Source organism: Paenibacillus sabinae T27, assembly GCF_000612505.1.
In the GTDB taxonomy this organism is placed as follows: Bacteria; Bacillota; Bacilli; order Paenibacillales; family Paenibacillaceae; genus Paenibacillus_AQ; species Paenibacillus_AQ sabinae.
In genome coordinates this window covers 2,160,806-2,179,482 of sequence record NZ_CP004078.1, presented here as the reverse complement: position 1 = coordinate 2,179,482, position 18,677 = coordinate 2,160,806, and the positions used below count along the sequence as shown (strand labels likewise).

Genomic DNA, 18,677 nt, shown 5'->3' with positions numbered 1-18,677 from the left:
AGAGGATTTCGTCCAGGACGAAACCCAATGAAGAGAGAGGGGTGAACAATGACAGCATTCCAGGGAAAATTACCGCCCATATGGCTGAAACCTTCCGTATACCAAGCGCTGGGGAAGCATTTGGCATCCGCTCTTCCGCACGAAGCGTGCGGCGTCCTGCTGGGTGCTGCCGCAGCGGGCGGCATGCTCATCGACAACTATGTGCCTATGCGCAACGTAGCGCCTAACCCGCTGCATACGTTCGTTCCACATCCGGCCGACTGGATTTCGGCGCTTTACTTATCGCCGCCTCCGGTAGGACTGTTCCACTCTCATCCGCGAACGCTCCCCAAACCCTCTACAGCCGATTACGATGGGCTGAGCGGACTGGATGAGCATTTTGCGGTATATTTGATTGGCGCTCCCGGCATAGAGCCTGAGCATCCCATTCATCTGAACGGTTATCACATTCAGCGCACCCGAACCGGAGATGGACTCCGTTCAATCTCTCTGATTGAATCGAAGCTTCAGGTTCTGCTTAAATAGGCATACAACTCTCCCAAAGTCTCTACCTGTTTGCGCTGGGTGATTTCGCGAAGATAGGACACCCAGAGCTTAGCCGTCATCTTCGCGTCTTCAAGCGCGTGATGCCTTCCGTGAATGGGTATGCCATGAACAGCAAGCAGCTCATCAAGCGTGTAGTTGCTTCTAGAAGGCTCAAGCCAGCGCGCAAGCATCATGGTATCCAGCACACGATGCGTAAGCTGGACCTTGGACGTCTTCCACAGCGCCGCATTCAGGAAAGCTTTGTCGTGAGCGCTCGCGTGAGCGATCAGCACTCTTTTGCCTACAAAAGACATGAAGTTATGAAGTCCGTCCATCAGCGAAGGTGCCTTCCTGCACATTTCTTCGGTAATTCCCGTTAGCTCGGTAATGTTATCAGGGATGGAGGTGCTGCAATTCACAAGCGTGTAAAAGCACTCTTCCTCCCTTATTTCATCACCGACAACCTTTATTGCTCCAAATGACAGAATTTCATCCCCATGCTGGCTGGAAAACCCCGTCGTCTCCAAATCGAACACAACCGTTTCCAGCTTGGACAGCGGCGTATGGAGCACTTCCGGACGGCGCTTCTCCCGCATCAGAGAACGGATAAAAGCCATTTGCTGCGCGGTTTGCTGCGCCGTTTCACCGCCACGAATCGAAGCGATCGCAGACGGCATTCCGCCTTGTCTAAGGTTGTTCCAAAACCCGCCGCCTTTGTTCGGCTCCTTCATAGCTGTCTCCTTTCCGCTAACCGGAGCTGGCGCTGCAGAACGCGATGAATGCGTCTTACAAGCAATAGGCTGTCCCGCAGCTCTGACATCAGCCGCCTGTCCTTCAGTTCGTTTTCAGATGCAAAATCGCTGCCCGACAAGAGACCGTCATATTCCGAGTAGGGAGTATTGACCCTCATCTTTAGCGCCGTCAGGAACGCGCTTCGCACACCTTCGGGCAGGTGCTGGTACTCCTTGCTCAGTATTTCCAGCCTTTCTAATGTCGAGGTCTTGCGAATTCCATGCTGCAAAGCAAAATATCTTACACCGTTAACTAACGGAATGTATAGCCCATATTTGACGTCAAATCCGCCGGCATGCTCCCCGAACCGTTCGGTAAGCACCTGTCCGAGCAAATTAAGCGTCGCTTTATGACGGACAGTATTTCGCAGAACAGCCGCCCAAAGTTTGGGGTTATCGATAAACCCTTCATGATAAAAATCCAGCCACTGATCAGAAAGGTTGCGGTCTCCCGCAACATGGCGCATATCGGAACAGATTATCAAATAGCGGATAGGTTCCCACTCAAACTGGGTTCTCCAGCCCTCAATCTGCTCCTTCCACTCCGTTAGGGTCTTACGCCACATCGGCTCGGATACCATGACCCTGCCTTCGCATTTCTCATATCCGGTATCAGCCAGCATTAAGGAAAGCCTGATCCCGAATTCTTCAAAATACTTCTCCTTCGCTTCCTCCGGTTCTCCTTCGATAATCAGTCCGTTATCCTGGTCGCTCCACAGCGTTGTTTCTTTTCTCCCTGCGCTGCCGAACACAATAAAGGAATAAGCGCAGGGAGGCGGGCCATGGCCCGCCTCAATCATCTGCGCCTCGGATAAAGCAACCGCCGCTTCTGCGATAGCATCATGCATCGCATTTACACGCAGCATCCATTCCTCAATGGGGATAACATTTAACTGTTCCAGGAGAATGCTTTGACAGGCGATGCGCCTTGTCTTCAGCTCCTGGGGCGAACCGGAGGTTACGATGGACTCATGAACTGCCTTATAGTCCCAATCGTCAGACTCGGTCTGGGTCACTCGGCCCGCCTCCCTGATGTCATATTCTAATTATTTCTTTTGGGATTCGGATTCCGAAATCAGCTTCATTTGCTCAGGATAACCGTAAGTGCCGTGTTCGCTGATATCCAGACCCATCAATTCTTCTTCTTCCGTTACGCGAATGCCGCTTACCAGCTTCATGATGTACAGGAAGACAAAGGACAGGATAGCTACGAAGGCAAACGTTCCGATTACGCCCAGAACTTGTACGCCCAACTGGTGTACGCCGCCGCCATAGAACAGACCGGCCTGACCGATACCTACAGTTTTAACAAGCTCAGGAGTTGCGAACAAACCAGTGGATACCGCACCCCACATACCGGCGATGCCGTGTACGGAGAAGGCATAGATCGGATCGTCCAGACCCGCGCGTTCCAGCCATTGCGAAGTCATAAACGTAAATGCACCTGCAACAAGACCGATAACAAAGGCAGCCCAAGGTTCAACAAATGCGCAGGCGCCGGTGATAGCTACGAGAGCGGCCAGAACGCCGTTCAGCATTGCTGGAATGTCGGACTTGCCGAAGTACAGCCAGGAAGCTACCAGAGCCGCAAGGCCGCCGGCTGCTGCCGCAATGTTAGTAGTCAAGGCTACATATCCGAAGAATCCGCCCATCGGGCTCAGTGCGCTGCCTGGGTTGAAGCCGAACCAGCCGAACCACAGAATGATAACACCGAGAACCGTGAACACTTGGTTATGCCCAGGAATAATAACCGGCTTGCCTTCTTTGTTGAACTTGCCAAGGCGAGGTTTCAGCAAAATAGTTGCCACAACCGCAGCCGTTGCACCCGTCAGATGGACTACTGTCGAACCTGCATAGTCCTGCATACCCATAGCGGCCAGCCAGCCGCCGCCCCATACCCAGTGAGCGACAACCGGATAAATAAAGACGGAGAACAGAATACCGAAGATAATGTATACGCTCAGCTTCGCGCGTTCCGCCATACCGCCGGAAACGATGGCCAGCGAGACAGCAGCAAACGCCATTTGGAACAGGAATTTCACGTTCAGGGTTACATCGGAGAATGCCAGGGAATCAAAGGAAGATGCCATTGAATCGCCGCCATATCCAAAGCCCGTTGTGCCGAAGAAACTGTTGCCGTTGCCGAAGCCCAGGCCAAAGCCCAGCGCCCAGAAGCAAATGCTTGCGATCGCCAGCGTCAGCACCGTCTTACCGGCTACGTGGCCCGCGTTCTTCATTCGAACGGAACCCGCTTCAAGCATCGCAAAGCCTGCTTGCATAAAGAACACCAGAATAAAAGCCAGATAAGTAAAAGCTGTGTCCAGACCGATTTGTAGGTCCGGAGCCGTAGGACCGTCAGCTGCAAAAGCGCTGACCGGGTAAATCGTCAGTGTTAGCATCGCTAACACAAAACATAACCACTTTCTTTTCATTACTCCCCACTCCCCTATGTAATATATTCTAACAAAGCGTGAAACTCTTAATGTCATTATAAGCAAAACGCATCAAAATTGACAAGAGTATTTTTCACGAAAAGAAAAATAATTTTCAGTAAATATTTAGCAGCATTTCAGCAGCATTAATGAAGAGTTTAACACATATATTTGATAAAAGCATGACGTTTGACTGTATGGTTTGTGATTGATATCATTATAAATGGATATAAAATCCTGCCTTTTTATCGGCCAGGACAAAAAACTACATCTGCGAGGTGAACGGCATGGGGATATGAAGTTGTTTCGTATCGGTGAACTGGCCAAAGCGGCCCGGATCAGCGAGCGAACCATCGATTATTATACCAAACTTGGACTAATCCAGCCGGAATCCAGAGGTTCGAACAATTATCGGCTGTACAGCGATGAAACCTTGGGTATCCTGGAACGTATTAATCAATTGAAACAAGAAAAATATACATTGGAAGAAATCAAGTCCATGATAGCCAAGTGGAGTACTGCGACATCCGACATCGATGTCTCCGGCAAGCTGGCGGAGCTTGAGTCCCATATGCAGCAGCTCCAGCGTGAGGTCAAGGCGCTTGAGCCGGCGCTGAGCAAGCTCAAGCCGGGACAGGCCAGAAGGGCATTGGCCCATCTGATTCCCCAGGGAGCCGCATGTATTGAAGCGATCCGCATTCTGCTTGCGCAGGGACCCCCAATGTAAATCAACTGATCAAAAAGTGGAGGAATGACCATGATGTACCTATTAATAATAGTTGCTTTTCTATTCTCGCTGTGGGCGCAGTTCAGGGTTAAAGGAACGTTCAACAAATGGTCGGAGGTCGCGAATCTGAGCGGAATGACCGGTTACGACGCCGCAAGACGCATGCTGGACGCGAACGGTCTCTCCGATGTTCCGATTGAGCCGGTCCGAGGAGCCCTCACCGACCACTATGACCCGATTCACCGGGTGGTCCGCCTGTCCGAACCTGTTTATTACGAGCGTTCCATTTCAGCCGTCTCGGTAGCCTGCCACGAGGTAGGCCACGCCATCCAGCATAAGGTTCACTATCCGATGCTGGTGCTGCGCCACCGGATGTTCCCTATCGTCAATTTCGCATCCGGCGTCGCTCCGTTTATGCTGCTGGCCGGCTTCCTCTTCAGTTCGTTGAACTTGATTGGACTTGGCATCATCTTCTTCTCGGCGGCCGTCGCCTTTCAGCTTGTGACACTGCCGGTGGAATTCAATGCCAGCAACAGGGCCCGCCAAGTTATGGTCGAACAGGGCTTTATCCGGAACGAAGAAGAACGCGGAGTTGCCAAAGTTCTTAACGCCGCAGCGCTGACCTACGTTGCTGCCGCTCTCGTCTCCGTGCTCGAACTGCTCCGTTTGATTATGGTTTACACCAGCAGCCGGGATTGACCCCAGGCTGCCAATCATCTGGCGACACACAATATACCCCGGAAGGCTCTAGGAGCCGACCGGGGTATTATTTTGCCGCATTCTGAAATAGGTCAGCAGAAACGCGCGGAACGACCGGGCGACGAGCGGCAGCTTGCCGTCGGAACGGTAAATGAGGCCGATCGTCCGCGTGACCGCGGGCTCCACCACTTTTACCTGAGCCGGCTGCAGCGTGCTTGTCTGGAACAGCGCCATTTCCGGCAGCAGACTAACTCCCATTCCGGCGGCGACCAGACCGCGAATCGTATCCGTCTCCCCGCCCTCGAACGCAAGCTGCGGTGTGAAGCCTGCTTTAAGGCAGGCCTGCCATACGATGGGGCGAAGCGAGTACCCCTGACTGAACAGCACAAACGGTTCTTCCTTGAGCTGTTCCAGCCGAATCACCTTCTCCCCCGCAAGCGGATGACTAGGAGGAAGAATGGCGAACAGCTCCTCGGTCATCACCACTTCCCCTGTCAATTGATCGTCGCTGTCGGGGCAGGGCGATATGAAGGCCAGGTCAACCTCACCCCCGAGCACATCCTTGATTAAAGAGGGGTAGGTCCCCTGCTTGAACCGGAATTTCACATGCGGGTAATGCTGCCGGAACTCGGCGACAATCGCCGGAATCAAGTGCGTCCCAATGCTGTGCGGAAAGCCGATCCGGATTTCCCCCCGCTCCGGGTCCAGAAATTCATGGATCTCGGACACAGACCGGTCCAGATCTTTAAGAATCGACTCCACACGTTTGCAGAACAGCTGCCCTACCGGAGTCAGCTGTAAGTTCCTGCCTTTTTGCATGAACAAATCAACGCCAAGTTCCTGCTCCAACAGACGAATCTGCCGGCTGACCGCCGACTGGGCCACATGCAGCTCCTCCGCCGCTCGGGTGACATGTTCTTTTTGGGCAACTTTCAAGAAGTACTGCAGTTGTCTAAGCTCCACGCCGCATCCGCCTCCGTCTTACACTTCTTACTGCCGGGATCCTGGTCATCGCTGCCGCCTGCGGGATAACACCCGAATAATGAGGCCGTACAAGAAAAAGCCCCCGATTAAACCGCCAATATGGGCAGCCCAGTTCACATTAGGCGTTACGAACGACATAATAATCCCCATTGTCAGCAAACCATACAGCGTCCTGCGCGAGCTCTCATCCATCAACGGACGCTGGAACAGTGCGATATACAGATACGCGCCATACACGGCGAAGATCGCCCCTGAAGCGCCGACTGAGATGGTCACCACTTCCCGCGGGCCGGCCCCCCATGCCGCCAAAGAGAGAATATTGCCGACAACTCCGCCGATCACATAGAGAAGCGCGTAACGCCACCAGCCCATCAGCCGCTCCAGCGGCGGCGCGAACACCAGAATCGCGAAACTGTTAAACAACAGGTGGGAAAATCCGTTATGCAGAAAGATCGAGGCGACATACCGCCAAAGCTCTCCCCTGTGAGATCCGGAGTCCACCATCCCTCCGAAGCGGAACAGTGTTTCCGGATCAGTCGAACCTCCGTTAAACGTCAGCACCAGGAACATAATGATATTGGCAACCAGAATCAGGCTGGTCACGGGGTAATACTTTAGATAGCTCTTCCAGTTCTCGTACCGAATGAATATCAAGGACTCTTTCCTCCCATTCTGTTTTCTTCTATGTACGTCACCGGTTGGACATGGTCTCATTAAAAAGATTATAATTTATTGGAGCAGCAACAATCCAATTTTGTTAGTTCAAGGAGGAATCAACATTGACACAAGAAAGAACCGGCGTAGCCACTCTTAAAGGAAATCCGATTACTCTTGTAGGCCCCGAGCTTAAGGTTGGAGATCAGGCCCCCGATTTTATTCTCAGCAAAAATCTGCTCGAGGAAGTTACGCTGAAGGACTACAGCGGAAAAATAAAGCTGATCAGCGTTGTTCCTTCCCTGGATACCGGCGTATGCGACGCCCAGACCCGCCGATTTAACAGCGAGGCTGCCGAACTTGGCGATGAGGTCACCATTCTGACGGTCAGCGTCGACCTTCCGTTCGCCCAGGAGCGCTGGTGCGGCGCCGCAGGCATTGACCGCGTAATTACCCTCTCCGATTACAAAACAAACGCCTTCGGCGAAGCCTACGGCGTGCTGATCAAGGAATTCAAACTGGATATGCGCTCTATTTTTGTTCTGGATAAAGACGACAAGATTACTTATGTGGAATACTTAAGCGAAATGGCGGAGCATCCGAATTACGAAGCCGCAATCGCCGCGGTCAAGACCTTGCTTTAATCAGCGTAAAATATACCGGAATTTTTAAAAAAGCGGAAGAAGGCTGCACCTTCTTCCGCTTTTTTACAGCAAAAACAAGACGATTTCCTCCTCCTGCTGCGGCGAAATTCGCTTCTCCCCTAAATATAAGCGCATACAATGGACGGTTGCTTCAACCAGGGCACCGAAAAAATAGGACTTAATCTATTTTATATTTGCCGATTTTCTTGTCCATCGACTCATAGAGACGTTGAATTACGCGGTAATTGGCTCCCAAATCGCCGAGCGAGCCCCGGGAAGCTGAATAAATATCAACTGCGCAGCGTGTAGGCGACGTACTCAGCACGGACACGGTGATATCGAGCGTCCGGCCGAAGGCCGTTTTTTTCTCCAGGGTAATCTCGCCGACGGATTTCACCTCGTGCAGCACTTTAAAGCCAGGAATCTTCTTGAGGGTGGACGATACTTCCTCCCATCCCTTTTCTTTGGAGAGGTTGTAATACCGCGTTTTTAGAGCAGGTTCTTTGGCACGATCGCTTGTCCCTTCATGGCTGCGTAACAAGCCGACCAGGTTTCTTTTTAAAGACAACGTACTTCCTCCTCATATCCCAAGTTCACTATTCCAAGTGTATCACTGTTACTCCCGGAACAAAAGTAAAATGCTTGTTTCTCTCTACATTTCGACAAAAAGAAAACGCCCTTCTCCCGTTAGGATAATGGCGCCTTCGTAAATGTTAAAGGAAAAACCCGCCTATGCCGTCCGGCCACAGTGTCTTCTGAACCTGCAACAGCAGGTGGGTGATCGCAGTCGCGTTTTTGAAGTCCCCATGTCATATAGACAGGGCCTTTCAGCTGCGCTCCAATATAGATCTCCCGAGACAATGTCATTGGTTCAAAACAACGAGCAGCCGATAACGTACATCGCAGGATTTAGTTATTATTATATTGCGTTTTAACGAAAAAGTAAACCTTGTATGCGCTTTATTTTACATAGTGGCCAATCGGACGGGCAGCTCTTCTCCCCCTGAAGTCCTGAACTACGGCCGTGGGCGCTCTTCATCCGGCGATTCTTTGGATGCGTCGATTTTTTCCGAAAGCGTGCCGGAATCTTCCGTTTCGTCGGATTGTTCAGCCTCGCGCTCTTCCTCTTCCCTCTGTTTCTTCTGCTCTGCCTGAAGCTGCAGTTTGCTGTAGGTCGCATAAAAATTAAAGAAAGCAACCATTGCAATCAACGAAGGAATGCAAACCAGATACAGCGCCGGATATTTCAGGCCGATATAAGCCAGCAGCACGCCTGCCACCAAGGTTGTAAACACCCGAATCGGGCGGGCAATCGTCAGCAGAATGGAATTGCTCATAACCTGCTTGAAGGTCATCTGATAGTGAACCACCACAGAGAAGAAGTTGAACATCGATACCATCACGACAATCATCAGGACGAGCATCAAAATACCGACAATTTTAAAATCCGGCATGCGCGTCATGTAAATTGTCACATCAAAATACATCACGAAGAACAGCACCGTATAGATCAGGCCGCCAAGCATGCTTTTCAGATAGTTCTCTTTATATCCTTTGAAAAAAGTCTTGAATGTACTGATATCCGTATTGCCCATCACCCATTTGCGGACGACGGTGAACAGCGCGGACGTTGCCGGAAAAACAGTAAACGGAGCTGTTATCGCAAGCGCCCAGTTTAAGGTTACCTGCTCGCTCACTCCCCCCTGACCGGTCGCCAGCATGATGAATTTCATAAAGATAAAGAATAAGAACGGAATGGAACAGATCGTCCACAGCACATTGCTGAACGCAATGCGTGAAATCCACTCCGTAATGCGGTATAGACCGCCCATAGCACCTTTAAACTCCACTTTCCTTCCTCCTGTCTCTTCGCTACTGCGTACCTTAACTATACCTTATTTCATCCGGCTATTTCCATAGCCCATGTTCACAAGTTTAGACTGAGGTCTAAGCATCCCGGACATAACGGCCGTCACAGGCGAATGGCTTGTAAGTTCTTATTTAAAAAAAAGAAGACGGAGCGCATGCGCACCGTCTTCTTTGCGGTCAGGGCTTGTCAGCCCAGATCATGACTTAAATGTCAAAGGAGTCTTCATGCTTCGCCGTGCGGCGCTCGCCGTCCGCTGGACGCTGGGACTTGCGCTCCCCACCGCGGTAGCTCGAGCCCTCGCGGCTGCCGTATCCATCACGGTTGCCTTTGTAGCCGCCGCTGCTATATCCTCCGCGGTTTCCGCCTTCGCGGTTTCCACCTTCACGGTTGCCCCGGTAACCGCCGCCGCCGCCATAGCCGCCACGGTTGCCGCTGTAGCCGCTTGGCTTGCGTCCGCTGCGGATGTCGTTCTTGCCGCCGCGCCGTTTCACGCGGATCGGCTCTTCCGGCGTCAGTTGAATATCGGAGTCCTTCTTCTCGCCGGTCAGCAGCTTGATTGCCGCGGACAGAAGCTGGACGGAATCGTACTGTTCAAGCATTTGAATAGCAATGCCCTTGTACTCGTTCAATTCCCCATTCTCCATCGTATCCATCAGACGCTCCGCTGTAACGCGCTGCTTGCCTTCAATGGCCTCGGCCAATGTCGGCAGCGGCTTGCGTGTGATCCGGTGGCGGGTCACACGTTCGATCAGACGAAGGTGATCGATCTCACGCGGCGTCACGAACGACCATGCGGAACCTTCTTTGCCGGCCCGGCCCGTACGGCCGATCCGGTGAACATAGCTCTCCGGGTCCTGCGGAAGGTCAAAGTTGATGACATGCGTTACGCCCGACACGTCAAGACCGCGGGCCGCTACGTCGGTAGCGACCAGAACGTCGATGCTGCCGTCCCGGAATTTGCGCATAACCGCGTCGCGCTGGTTCTGCGACAGGTCGCCGTGCAGGCCGTCCGCGGAGTATCCGCGTTTTTGCAGAGCTTCCGACAGCTCATCTACCCGACGCTTCGTACGACCGAACACAATCGCAAGCTCAGGCGATTCCATGTCGATGAGGCGGCTGAGCGCTTCGAACTTCTGGCGCTCCGGAACCTCGATGTAAGCCTGGTCGATCAGCGGCGCGCTGACCTGCTTCGGAATGACGGATACATGCTCGGGGTTTTTCAGGAACTGCTGGGCAAGACGCTGGATGTTCGGAGGCATCGTGGCCGAGAAGAGCATCGTCTGCCGTTCTTCCGGAACCAGCTTCAGGATGGACTGAATGTCTTCCATAAAGCCCATATCCAGCATTTCGTCCGCTTCATCAAGCACGACGGTCTGAACGTCGTCCAGACGGATCGTCTTGCGGTTGATGTGATCCAGCAGACGGCCCGGCGTACCGATAATGATCTGCGGTTTCTTTTTGAGACCGCGGATCTGACGGCCGATGTCTTGTCCGCCATAAATCGGCAGGGAACGAAGCCCCTTAAAACGGGTGAGCTTGCCGATTTCTTCGGCCACCTGAATGGCAAGTTCACGGGTCGGTGTCATAATGAGCGCAGCGATTTTTTCTTCGTCACGGGAAATTTTAGAGATAAGAGGAATTCCGAAGGCTGCCGTTTTCCCGGTACCGGTCTGAGCTTGTCCGATCAGGTCTCTTCCTGTCATCGCGATGGGGATCGACTGCGATTGAATCGGGGTCGCCTCTTCAAATCCCAATTCTGTGATGGCTTGCAACACCTTTGGTTCCAAGTCAAATTCTGCAAATGTTTTCAAATTATTCATGCTCCTTCTATACAGTGGACATTCCACATGCTTGTCTGTATTCTTAAGTAGCGGCAAACATTAATAGGGTGTCCAAACATGCCGAAAACTCTGCATGGTTTCGCGTTAAGAGGACGGCAGGCCGTCCTTTTCATCAGGTGCTCCAATTCGCCCGAACAACGGTAGCTTCACGTTCGAAACAATGCAAAAAGTTCATTGTAACGCTCTACTCAAGAATATCCTATACATTATATCACAAACTCCAAGAGGAATACCAGCGTATTCCTTTCATTCGTTCTTGCATCGTTTTCATCCCTGTTTACATCATACATCGGTAGGTGGTTTACTTGATAAAATATAGCTTGAACCTTCTGGCCGTTGTGCTCGGCTCCGGGCTGATTGCCGCCGGCTTCAACCTGTTCCTCATTCCCCATCACTTGCTGAGCGGAGGCGTCTCCGGCCTCTCCATGCTGGCAAGCTACTTCACTCCTCTTGGTGTCAGCCCCCTGTACTTTCTGTTCAACGTTCCGCTGCTGATCGCCGGATGGTTTCAGCTGGGCAGGCGTTTTATCGTGTTCAGTATTGTATCGGTTGCCGCAGCGGCATGGCTCATTGAATGGATTCCCGTCAAACCGCTGGTATCGGACATGCTGCTCGCTTCCGTATTCGGCGGAGTAATTGTCGGAGTGGGCAGCGGAATCTCGTTCCGAGTTGGCGGTTCATCCGGCGGGTTCGACATTCTGGGGTCGATCATCAGCCGGCACCGGGATTTTCCGATCGGCAGCGTGCTCGTATCCCTGAACGCACTCGTCATTCTCGCGGCGGGCTATCTGGAGAACAACTGGAACATCGCCCTCGCCTCCATGGCCTCTATGTATGTATCCGGCCGGGTGGTCGATTTCATCCATGTAAGCCATATCAAGGTAACCGTGTTTATTGTGACGAATCGGACGGACGAGATGCTTCAGCGTCTGTTAGGTCTTCAAAGGGGCATTACCAAAATCAAGACCGAAGGCGCTTATACTCACACGGAAAAGGATATGCTAATGACAGTGACGACCCGGTACGAACTGGCCGAGCTGAAACGCATCATTAAAGAAAGCGATCCGCAGGCGTTTGTTAATATTTTGGAAACGGTCGGCGTACTAGGTTCTTTCCGCAAAAGGTGATTGTTAAAGGATGCACTTGCTTTAAAATTGTGATATATTAATGATGCGCAGATGCCATATAATGCTCATAAAGTTTCTGCTTTGCCCTCTTTTCCAGGCACTTGTCGTTTTTCTGGGTGAAACCTGAATGCAAGTTCAGCAACATTCGAAAAAGGAAAGGGTGATTACTGTGGAAATGGAAACGGTAAAACTGTCAGCAATCGTCATGAAGTGGTATCCCGATATGATGCCGTTTCTCAAGCAGGACGAACTCGATTCCATGATCGTTCTGCGGGACGGGCTGAGCATTTTGGACTCTGCTGATGCGATGGACATCATTCAGTACAGCATATGTGAGCATCAGGATTCTGCGTATCTTCAATAAGAATTACAAGGTTTTAGTTTGCCGCTTGGACCGGCGTTTTGCCGGTTCAGGCGGCATTTACTTTTTATGATACCGTTAGACTCCCCCAGTATTTGTTTATTTAAAAAGGAAGGAATAAACTTCCGCTTTTGTTACAAACCTGTTCTTTTTCACATTAAACGTTCTTATATAATTTAAGCTAACGTACATAAAAGGGGAGAAAACAATGAACATCACTTGGGCTGTATTGATGATGGCCCTGGGAAGCGTTGGCGTTCAAAATGTCCGGACGGATGCCGACGTAGCCGCTGTGCTTCAATCCGCCGCCAATCCAGCCGTCGTCTCGAATCAGACCGGCGCTTCGTCGGCTCCGGCTTCATCCACCGGTACTGCAACCGCAACCGTCTCGCCGGCACCGGCTCCTTCCGCTTCGCCCGGTCCGGCTGAATCCGCCGATGCTGCGCCCCCGCTGGCCGATCCGCAGCCGGATGCTCCCAAAGTCAAGGGAGTATATGTCACGGCGTACAGCGCAGGAGGCTCCCGGATGGATACGCTGCTGAATCTGATCGATCAGACGGAGCTGAACGCCATGGTCATCGATATCAAAGATGACGCCGGCTATATTACCTACAAGACGGATAATCCGGAGCTTAAGCAATTGGGCAATCCGCAGCCGTTCATCCGCGATGTCGGCAAGCTGATGGAGCGGCTGAAGAAGCATAATGTCTATCCTATTGCCCGCATCGTTGTCTTCAAGGATTCCGTGCTCGCCAAGAAGCATCCGGAATTGTCATTTGTGAAGAGTGACGGCTCCGTATGGCATAACAAAGGCGGAGACAGCTTCGTCAATCCTTACAATGAGGATGTATGGAAGTACAATGTCGAAATTGCCAAAGAAGCCGTCAAGCTCGGTTTCAAAGAAATCCAGTTCGACTACGTCCGCTTCCCTGAAGGCTTTGAAAAGCGCGCGGATTCACTGAAATATACGAAGGCCCCAGGTAAAACCCGGGTTCAAATCGTTTCAGACTTCGTTAATTATGCGAAGCAGGAGCTGAATTCACTGGGCGTTCGCGTTTCGGTCGATATTTTCGGTTATGCCGCATCGGTTCCAGCTGCCGAAGGCATCGGGCAGGATTTTGTCAAGATCTCCAAAAACGTCGATGTCATCAGTCCGATGGTCTACCCGAGCCATTATACCGCCGGCTGGTTTGGCGTGAATGACCCCGATAAAAATCCTTATGCGACAATAAAAGGCTCGATGGCGGACACCCACAAAAAGCTGAACCCGCTTGGAAGCTATAAACCGGTGATCCGTCCCTGGATTCAGGACTTTACGGCCAGTTGGCTTGGCAGCGGTCACTACATTAAATACGGCAAGCAGCAGGTGGAAGACCAGATCCGCGCTCTGAACGAACAGAATATCGAAGAATTCCTGTTATGGAATGCGAGCAACCGATATACTGCAGGCGTCGACTACAGCAAATAAGCGCATACCGCACTAATCCAGTTTTATTCTATCCTGTCAAAATTGAGCTAACCCAAAGACCCGGCTCCGATGCCGGGTTCTTTGCTGGATAACGCACCCGAAGCGTGCAAGCTTGCCCGCTCCCCTATTTTGCAAACTATCAGATAAAGAGGCACATTTACATGAAACCTACAACATCATTAGGCCAGAAAACCATTCAGTTCCTTCATATTCTCTTTCCTATCCTTGTCACACAAATTGCCCTTTCGGCAATCGCCTTCTTCGATATGAACATGTCCGGCCGATTCGGCACGGCAGACCTTGCCGGGGTCGCGATCGGAACCAGCCTGTGGATTCCCGTACAAACCGGACTGAACGGTATATTAATTGGTCTCACTCCGATTGTCTCGCAGCTGCTCGGCAAAAAACGCGAAGGAGAGGTCGCCTACAAAGTCATGCAGGGCATCTGGCTCTCATTAATCGTATCGGCTATTGTGCTGGTACTTGGAGCGCTGTCGCTTGGTCCGGTTCTTCATTTTATGAACCTAGAACCCACTGTACGCAGCATCGCCTTACACTTCCTGATCGCCATTTCCTTCGGCGTCCTTCCGCTGTTCGGATATACGGTGCTGCGAAGCTGCATCGATGCGACGGGACAGACCCGGGTATCCATGTTCATCACGCTGATCGCCCTGCCAGTCAATGTCGGACTGAACTACCTGCTGATCTATGGCAACTTCGGGTTTCCCCGCCTGGGCGGTGTCGGGGCCGGAGTGGCTTCAGCGATCACGTACTGGGTCATTTTTGGCGCTGGGCTGCTGTTCATCTTCCGGGCGGAGCCTTTCCGAAGCTTGCGGATTCTCCGCAAATTCCATGCGTTCTCTCCGGCGGCCATCAAGGAGCAGCTTGCGATCGGAATCCCGATCGGCTTCTCCATCTTTTTTGAGACGGCCGTCTTCTCAACGGTTACGCTGCTAATGAGCCGATTCGACACGGTGACCATTGCCGCCCATCAGGCGGCGATTAATTTTGCTTCAACGCTATATATGATTCCGCTAAGCATTTGCATGAGTCTTACCATTCTGGTCGGCTTCGAGACCGGGGCGGGCCGATTGAAGGATGCCAGGCAATATAGTGTTCTCGGCATAGGCTCCGCCGCCGCCCTCTCGCTGGCTACCGCGCTGGTCCTTCTCTTTGCAGGAAAGCATGTGGCGGGCATATACTCTACCGATCCGGACGTGATCCGGTTGATCCAGCATTTCTTGATCTATGCGATCTTTTTCCAGATATCCGACGCTATCGCGACACCTACCCAAGGGGTGCTGCGCGGTTACAAGGATGTAAATCCTGCGTTCATCATTTGCTTTGTCGCATATTGGGTTATCGGGCTGCCCGTTGGCTTTGTCCTCGCCGAGTATACGGATCTGGGCGCGTACGGATACTGGATCGGATTGATTACCGGTCTCGCCATCGGCGCGGTTCTGCTACTGAGTCGGTTGGTCAAGGTTCAACGCCGGTATACGGCAGAATACACCATTTCCAAATCGGAAGGATAGTCCCTTCCCCCAAGACGAATAAGCGTATGGCGATGCGTTCTGAGAGCCGCAAAAATGAAACCGCCTCTTCCGCAGAGACATCTGCGAAAGAGGCGGCATCTTATATCCAGCCCAAGCATAAAAGTGTATGGCGTCAGCGGTAGCAGAAAATATCAGCGGCTTTTGACCAGAAGCTCAACCGCTTCCTTAATTACTTTGTCCGGCGAATGGCCCTTGTTCAGTTCCTCCTGGATACAGTGCTCCAGGTTCGATCCGATTACCGAGCCGATGGTCCGGTCGACCGCCGTACGGATTGCCGTCAGCTGGGTTACAATATCGCGGCAGTCCTTCCCTTCCTCCAACATGGCGAGTACTCCCCGCACCTGTCCTTCGATCCGTTTCAGCCTGTTTTTTATCGCGTTATCGTATTCCATTAGCAGCTCCTTTCTTAGATAAACAGATTCATTCCCGCATCATCGGCAGAACCGATATAGCTTGCTACACCTGCGAATTCAATGCCATCGATCAGTTCCTCCTTGCGAATGCCCATAATATCCATACTCATTGTGCAGGCTATCATTCGAACACCCGACTTGGCTGCATTCGAGATCAGCAGCTCCAACGAATCGACGTTCTTCCGGCGCATCACGCCTCGTATCATCTTCGGACCCAAACCGCCCATGTTCATTTTGGACAGCGGCAGATCATTGGTACTCTTGGGGAGCAAAAGGCCGAACATTTTCTCCATTGCAGTCTTCTTCATCTTCGGGTGTTTCGGCTTGCGCAGGAGACCCAGGCCCCAGAACGTGAAGAACATCGTAACCCTCTTCCCCATGGCAGCCGCGCCTGAGGCAATAATGAATGATGCGATGGCTTTATCCAGGTCGCCGCTGAACACGACCATTGTCGCTCCGTCGGAACGGCTGGGCTGACGGGACACAGACGCGCCTGATATTTTGTTTCCCTTTCTTATCAGCGCTTTTACTGTTCCTCCGACCGTATCCACCGATTCAAGCGTATGGCCCATCTTCTGACACCACTGGCCAATATCCGCTGCGAAACCGAAATCGGTTGCCCTGATTTCCAGCAGTTCTCCCTCGTTCAGCACTTGTACCGCTTCATATACTTTGAGTATAGGGCCGGGGCATTGGAGTCCGCAAGCATCCACCATCGTAATCCGCGAAATGGGAAGCTCAGAATCCTCCCTGCTCCTGTCAGCCGAGTCAGCCATCAACCGTTTATTAACATTTATTTTTGTATTCTCTAATTGTGAAATCCCTTCAGGCATACGGTTATCGGCCATGGAAGCATAAGTCTTATAACCCCCATCCACATTACGAACCCGGTATCCATGCTGAGCCAGCATCCGGGCGGCGATGTATCCGCGCAATCCGACCTGGCAGCTAACCGCTATTTCCCGGTTCGAAGGGAGCGCATCCAGACGGCCGCGCAATTCCGGCAGTGGAATGTTTATGGAGCCCGGAATGCTTCCAGCTATTAATTCAATTTCGTCACGGACATCAACCACAAGCCCTCCCCTGCGAACAAAATCGTCAACTTCATGCCACTGCATGGTTTCGACCAGACCGTCCGCGATATTGGAAGCGACATAGCCCGCCATGTTTACCGGATCTTTTGCCGAAGAGTACGGAGGGGCATAAGCCAGTTCAATGTCCGCAAGCTCTTGGACCTTCATACCTGCCCGGATAGCCGTCGCTATTACGTCAATCCGTTTATCGACGCCGTCTGCTCCAACCGCCTGCGCACCGAAAATATCCCCTGTCTTCGGATCAAACAGAAGCTTTAATGAAATAGGAGAAGCCCCCGGGTAATACCCTGCGTGAGATTGGGGATGGATATGAACCGCCTGATAAGGGACGCCGAGCCGCTTCAGTGTCTTTTCGCTGCTGCCTGTGGCGGCTGCCGTCAGGTCAAAGATCTTGATAATGGCCGTTCCCAGCGCCCCCTTGTACGATATCTGCTGCCCGTTGATATGGTCGGCGGCCAGTCTTCCCTGGCGGTTCGCTCCCCAGGCGAGTGAAACAAGCGTCCGAAATCCATGGATCCGGTCTTTGACCTCAATGGCATCTCCGACGGCATAGATGGAAGGATCGCTGGTCTGAAGCTGTTCATTGACGGAGATTGCACCCCGGACGCCGAGCTCAAGTCCGCTACTGCGGGCAAGCTCGTTCTCCGGCGATACACCAATGGCGAGAATGATCATATCGGCCTCCAGCACCCGCCCCGAGTCGAGACGCACTTGTCCACCCTGCCGTTCAACCGCCTTAATCCCGGTATTCAGCAGGACCTCAACCCCTTTGAGCTTCATATGCTGTTCCACCGGCTTCACCATCTCCGGATCGAACGGAGCTAGCACCTGCTCCCCGCGGTCGATTACCGTTACGCCGAGTCCTTGATCCCGCAAATTCTCCGCCATTTCAAGGCCGATAAACCCGGCTCCGATCACGACAGCGCGCTTCGGACAACGTTCGCTGACATAGGTCTTGATCAGGTCCGTATCCCGAATATTCCGAAGCGTGAACAGGTTATCGGCTGAGCCGATTCCCGGAAGCTCCGGCACGATCGGCTTGGCTCCGGGAGACAGAATAAGAATATCGTAAGGCTGACGTCCCGTTTCGCCTGTCTCCGTATTGCGGTAAACGACCGTCTTCAAGATCCTATCTATTTCCGTCACCTCGGTAAGCGGCCTAACGTCAATATTGAACCTATCCTCAATCCCTTTTTCAGTTTGAACAAAAAGCTTGTCGCGGGACTCGATTATCCCCCCGATATAATAGGGCAGCCCGCAGTTCGCAAAGGATACATGCTCTCCCCGTTCGAACATGATGATTTGATCCTGTTCATTCCATCTGCGGAGCCGCGCAGCGGCAGACGCCCCACCCGCTACTCCTCCAACGATTACAATATTTCTGGCCATCTGTGTGCCCTCCCATAAAATCAAAATACCCTATGGGGTATATATTATACGGGTAGGGGTATATTGTCAACGCAGGAAATAGCTATATGCGCGACAAAAAAG

The 18,677-nt window shown here is 52.2% G+C and carries 18 protein-coding genes and 1 other RNA gene; 8 read left to right on the top strand and 11 right to left on the bottom strand.

Annotated elements, in window-relative coordinates:
• The first annotated feature begins 48 nt into the window (after nt 1-48).
• A complete protein-coding gene (locus tag PSAB_RS24560) occupies nt 49-525 on the top strand; it encodes a M67 family metallopeptidase (protein ID WP_025334434.1) in 477 nt (158 codons plus the stop codon).
• Here the strand turns inward: PSAB_RS24560 and PSAB_RS09945 are convergent.
• The 3 genes from PSAB_RS09945 to PSAB_RS09935 are packed head-to-tail and all read right to left on the bottom strand — an operon-like array spanning nt 507 to nt 3,748.
• Nucleotides 507-1,256: an exonuclease domain-containing protein gene (locus PSAB_RS09945; RefSeq protein WP_025334433.1), complete on the bottom strand. Its 750-nt coding sequence runs from the start codon at nt 1,254-1,256 to the stop codon at nt 507-509. The two genes, PSAB_RS24560 and PSAB_RS09945, sit on opposite strands and share 19 nt — an antisense overlap.
• Entirely contained in the window at nt 1,253-2,332 is a 1,080-nt protein-coding gene (locus PSAB_RS09940) for a DUF294 nucleotidyltransferase-like domain-containing protein (RefSeq protein WP_025334432.1), read from the bottom strand. Before PSAB_RS09940 ends, PSAB_RS09945 begins: the two co-directional genes overlap by 4 nt.
• 30 nt (nt 2,333-2,362) lie before the next feature.
• Nucleotides 2,363-3,748 (bottom strand): ammonium transporter, encoded by a 1,386-nt coding sequence (locus PSAB_RS09935; RefSeq protein ID WP_025334431.1) that lies wholly within the window; start codon nt 3,746-3,748, stop codon nt 2,363-2,365.
• 295 nt (nt 3,749-4,043) lie between these two features.
• Here PSAB_RS09935 and PSAB_RS09930 point away from each other — a divergent pair, with 295 nt between their 5' ends.
• The gene (locus PSAB_RS09930; RefSeq protein ID WP_025334430.1) at nt 4,044-4,475 is read left to right on the top strand and encodes a MerR family transcriptional regulator; all 432 of its coding nucleotides are present in this window, start codon (nt 4,044-4,046) and stop codon (nt 4,473-4,475) included.
• 24 nt (nt 4,476-4,499) lie between these two features.
• Complete coding sequence (locus PSAB_RS09925) at nt 4,500-5,174, top strand: zinc metallopeptidase (protein WP_025334429.1); 675 nt, start codon at nt 4,500-4,502, stop codon at nt 5,172-5,174.
• A gap of 48 nt (nt 5,175-5,222) precedes the next feature.
• On the opposite strand, the gene gltC is transcribed toward PSAB_RS09925, so the two are convergent.
• Nucleotides 5,223-6,137, bottom strand: a complete 915-nt coding sequence (gene gltC, locus PSAB_RS09920) for a glutamate biosynthesis transcriptional regulator GltC (RefSeq protein WP_025334428.1) — start codon at nt 6,135-6,137, stop codon at nt 5,223-5,225.
• Nucleotides 6,138-6,182: 45 nt separating this feature from the next.
• Complete coding sequence (locus PSAB_RS09915) at nt 6,183-6,812, bottom strand: rhomboid family intramembrane serine protease (protein WP_025334427.1); 630 nt, start codon at nt 6,810-6,812, stop codon at nt 6,183-6,185.
• Between the two features lie 125 nt (nt 6,813-6,937).
• On the opposite strand from PSAB_RS09915, the gene tpx reads away from it, so the two are divergent.
• Nucleotides 6,938-7,456 (top strand): thiol peroxidase, encoded by a 519-nt coding sequence (gene tpx / locus PSAB_RS09910; RefSeq protein ID WP_025334426.1) that lies wholly within the window; start codon nt 6,938-6,940, stop codon nt 7,454-7,456.
• Nucleotides 7,457-7,634: 178 nt separating this feature from the next.
• Here tpx and PSAB_RS09905 read toward each other — a convergent pair whose 3' ends face one another.
• The 4 genes from PSAB_RS09905 to cshA form a co-directional block, all read right to left on the bottom strand.
• A complete protein-coding gene (locus tag PSAB_RS09905) occupies nt 7,635-8,024 on the bottom strand; it encodes a DUF1499 domain-containing protein (RefSeq protein WP_025334425.1) in 390 nt (129 codons plus the stop codon).
• 151 nt (nt 8,025-8,175) lie between these two features.
• A non-coding RNA gene (gene ssrS, locus PSAB_RS25035) (6S RNA) lies at nt 8,176-8,368 on the bottom strand.
• Nucleotides 8,369-8,472: 104 nt separating this feature from the next.
• Nucleotides 8,473-9,306, bottom strand: coding sequence for a YesL family protein (locus tag PSAB_RS09900; protein WP_025334424.1), 834 nt, complete (start codon nt 9,304-9,306; stop codon nt 8,473-8,475).
• 223 nt (nt 9,307-9,529) lie between these two features.
• Nucleotides 9,530-11,137, bottom strand: coding sequence for a degradosome RNA helicase CshA (gene cshA / locus PSAB_RS09895; RefSeq protein WP_025334423.1), 1,608 nt, complete (start codon nt 11,135-11,137; stop codon nt 9,530-9,532).
• A gap of 335 nt (nt 11,138-11,472) precedes the next feature.
• On the opposite strand from cshA, the gene PSAB_RS09890 reads away from it, so the two are divergent.
• The 4 genes from PSAB_RS09890 (at nt 11,473) to PSAB_RS09875 (ending at nt 15,658) form a co-directional block, all read left to right on the top strand.
• The gene (locus tag PSAB_RS09890; protein WP_025334422.1) at nt 11,473-12,294 is read left to right on the top strand and encodes a YitT family protein; all 822 of its coding nucleotides are present in this window, start codon (nt 11,473-11,475) and stop codon (nt 12,292-12,294) included.
• A gap of 175 nt (nt 12,295-12,469) precedes the next feature.
• Nucleotides 12,470-12,658 (top strand): hypothetical protein, encoded by a 189-nt coding sequence (locus PSAB_RS09885; RefSeq protein ID WP_179035253.1) that lies wholly within the window; start codon nt 12,470-12,472, stop codon nt 12,656-12,658.
• 205 nt (nt 12,659-12,863) lie between these two features.
• Nucleotides 12,864-14,123: a putative glycoside hydrolase gene (locus PSAB_RS09880; protein WP_025334420.1), complete on the top strand. Its 1,260-nt coding sequence runs from the start codon at nt 12,864-12,866 to the stop codon at nt 14,121-14,123.
• 161 nt (nt 14,124-14,284) lie between these two features.
• On the top strand, nt 14,285-15,658 hold the full coding sequence (locus PSAB_RS09875) for an MATE family efflux transporter (RefSeq protein WP_025334419.1): 1,374 nt from the start codon (nt 14,285-14,287) through the stop codon (nt 15,656-15,658).
• Nucleotides 15,659-15,810: 152 nt separating this feature from the next.
• Here the strand turns inward: PSAB_RS09875 and PSAB_RS09870 are convergent, their stop codons facing one another.
• Together PSAB_RS09870 and PSAB_RS09865 are read right to left on the bottom strand one after the other, a co-directional pair.
• Nucleotides 15,811-16,071, bottom strand: coding sequence for a metal-sensitive transcriptional regulator (locus PSAB_RS09870; RefSeq protein WP_025334418.1), 261 nt, complete (start codon nt 16,069-16,071; stop codon nt 15,811-15,813).
• Between the two features lie 14 nt (nt 16,072-16,085).
• Entirely contained in the window at nt 16,086-18,575 is a 2,490-nt protein-coding gene (locus PSAB_RS09865) for a CoA-disulfide reductase (RefSeq protein ID WP_025334417.1), read from the bottom strand.
• Nucleotides 18,576-18,677: the final 102 nt, after the last annotated feature.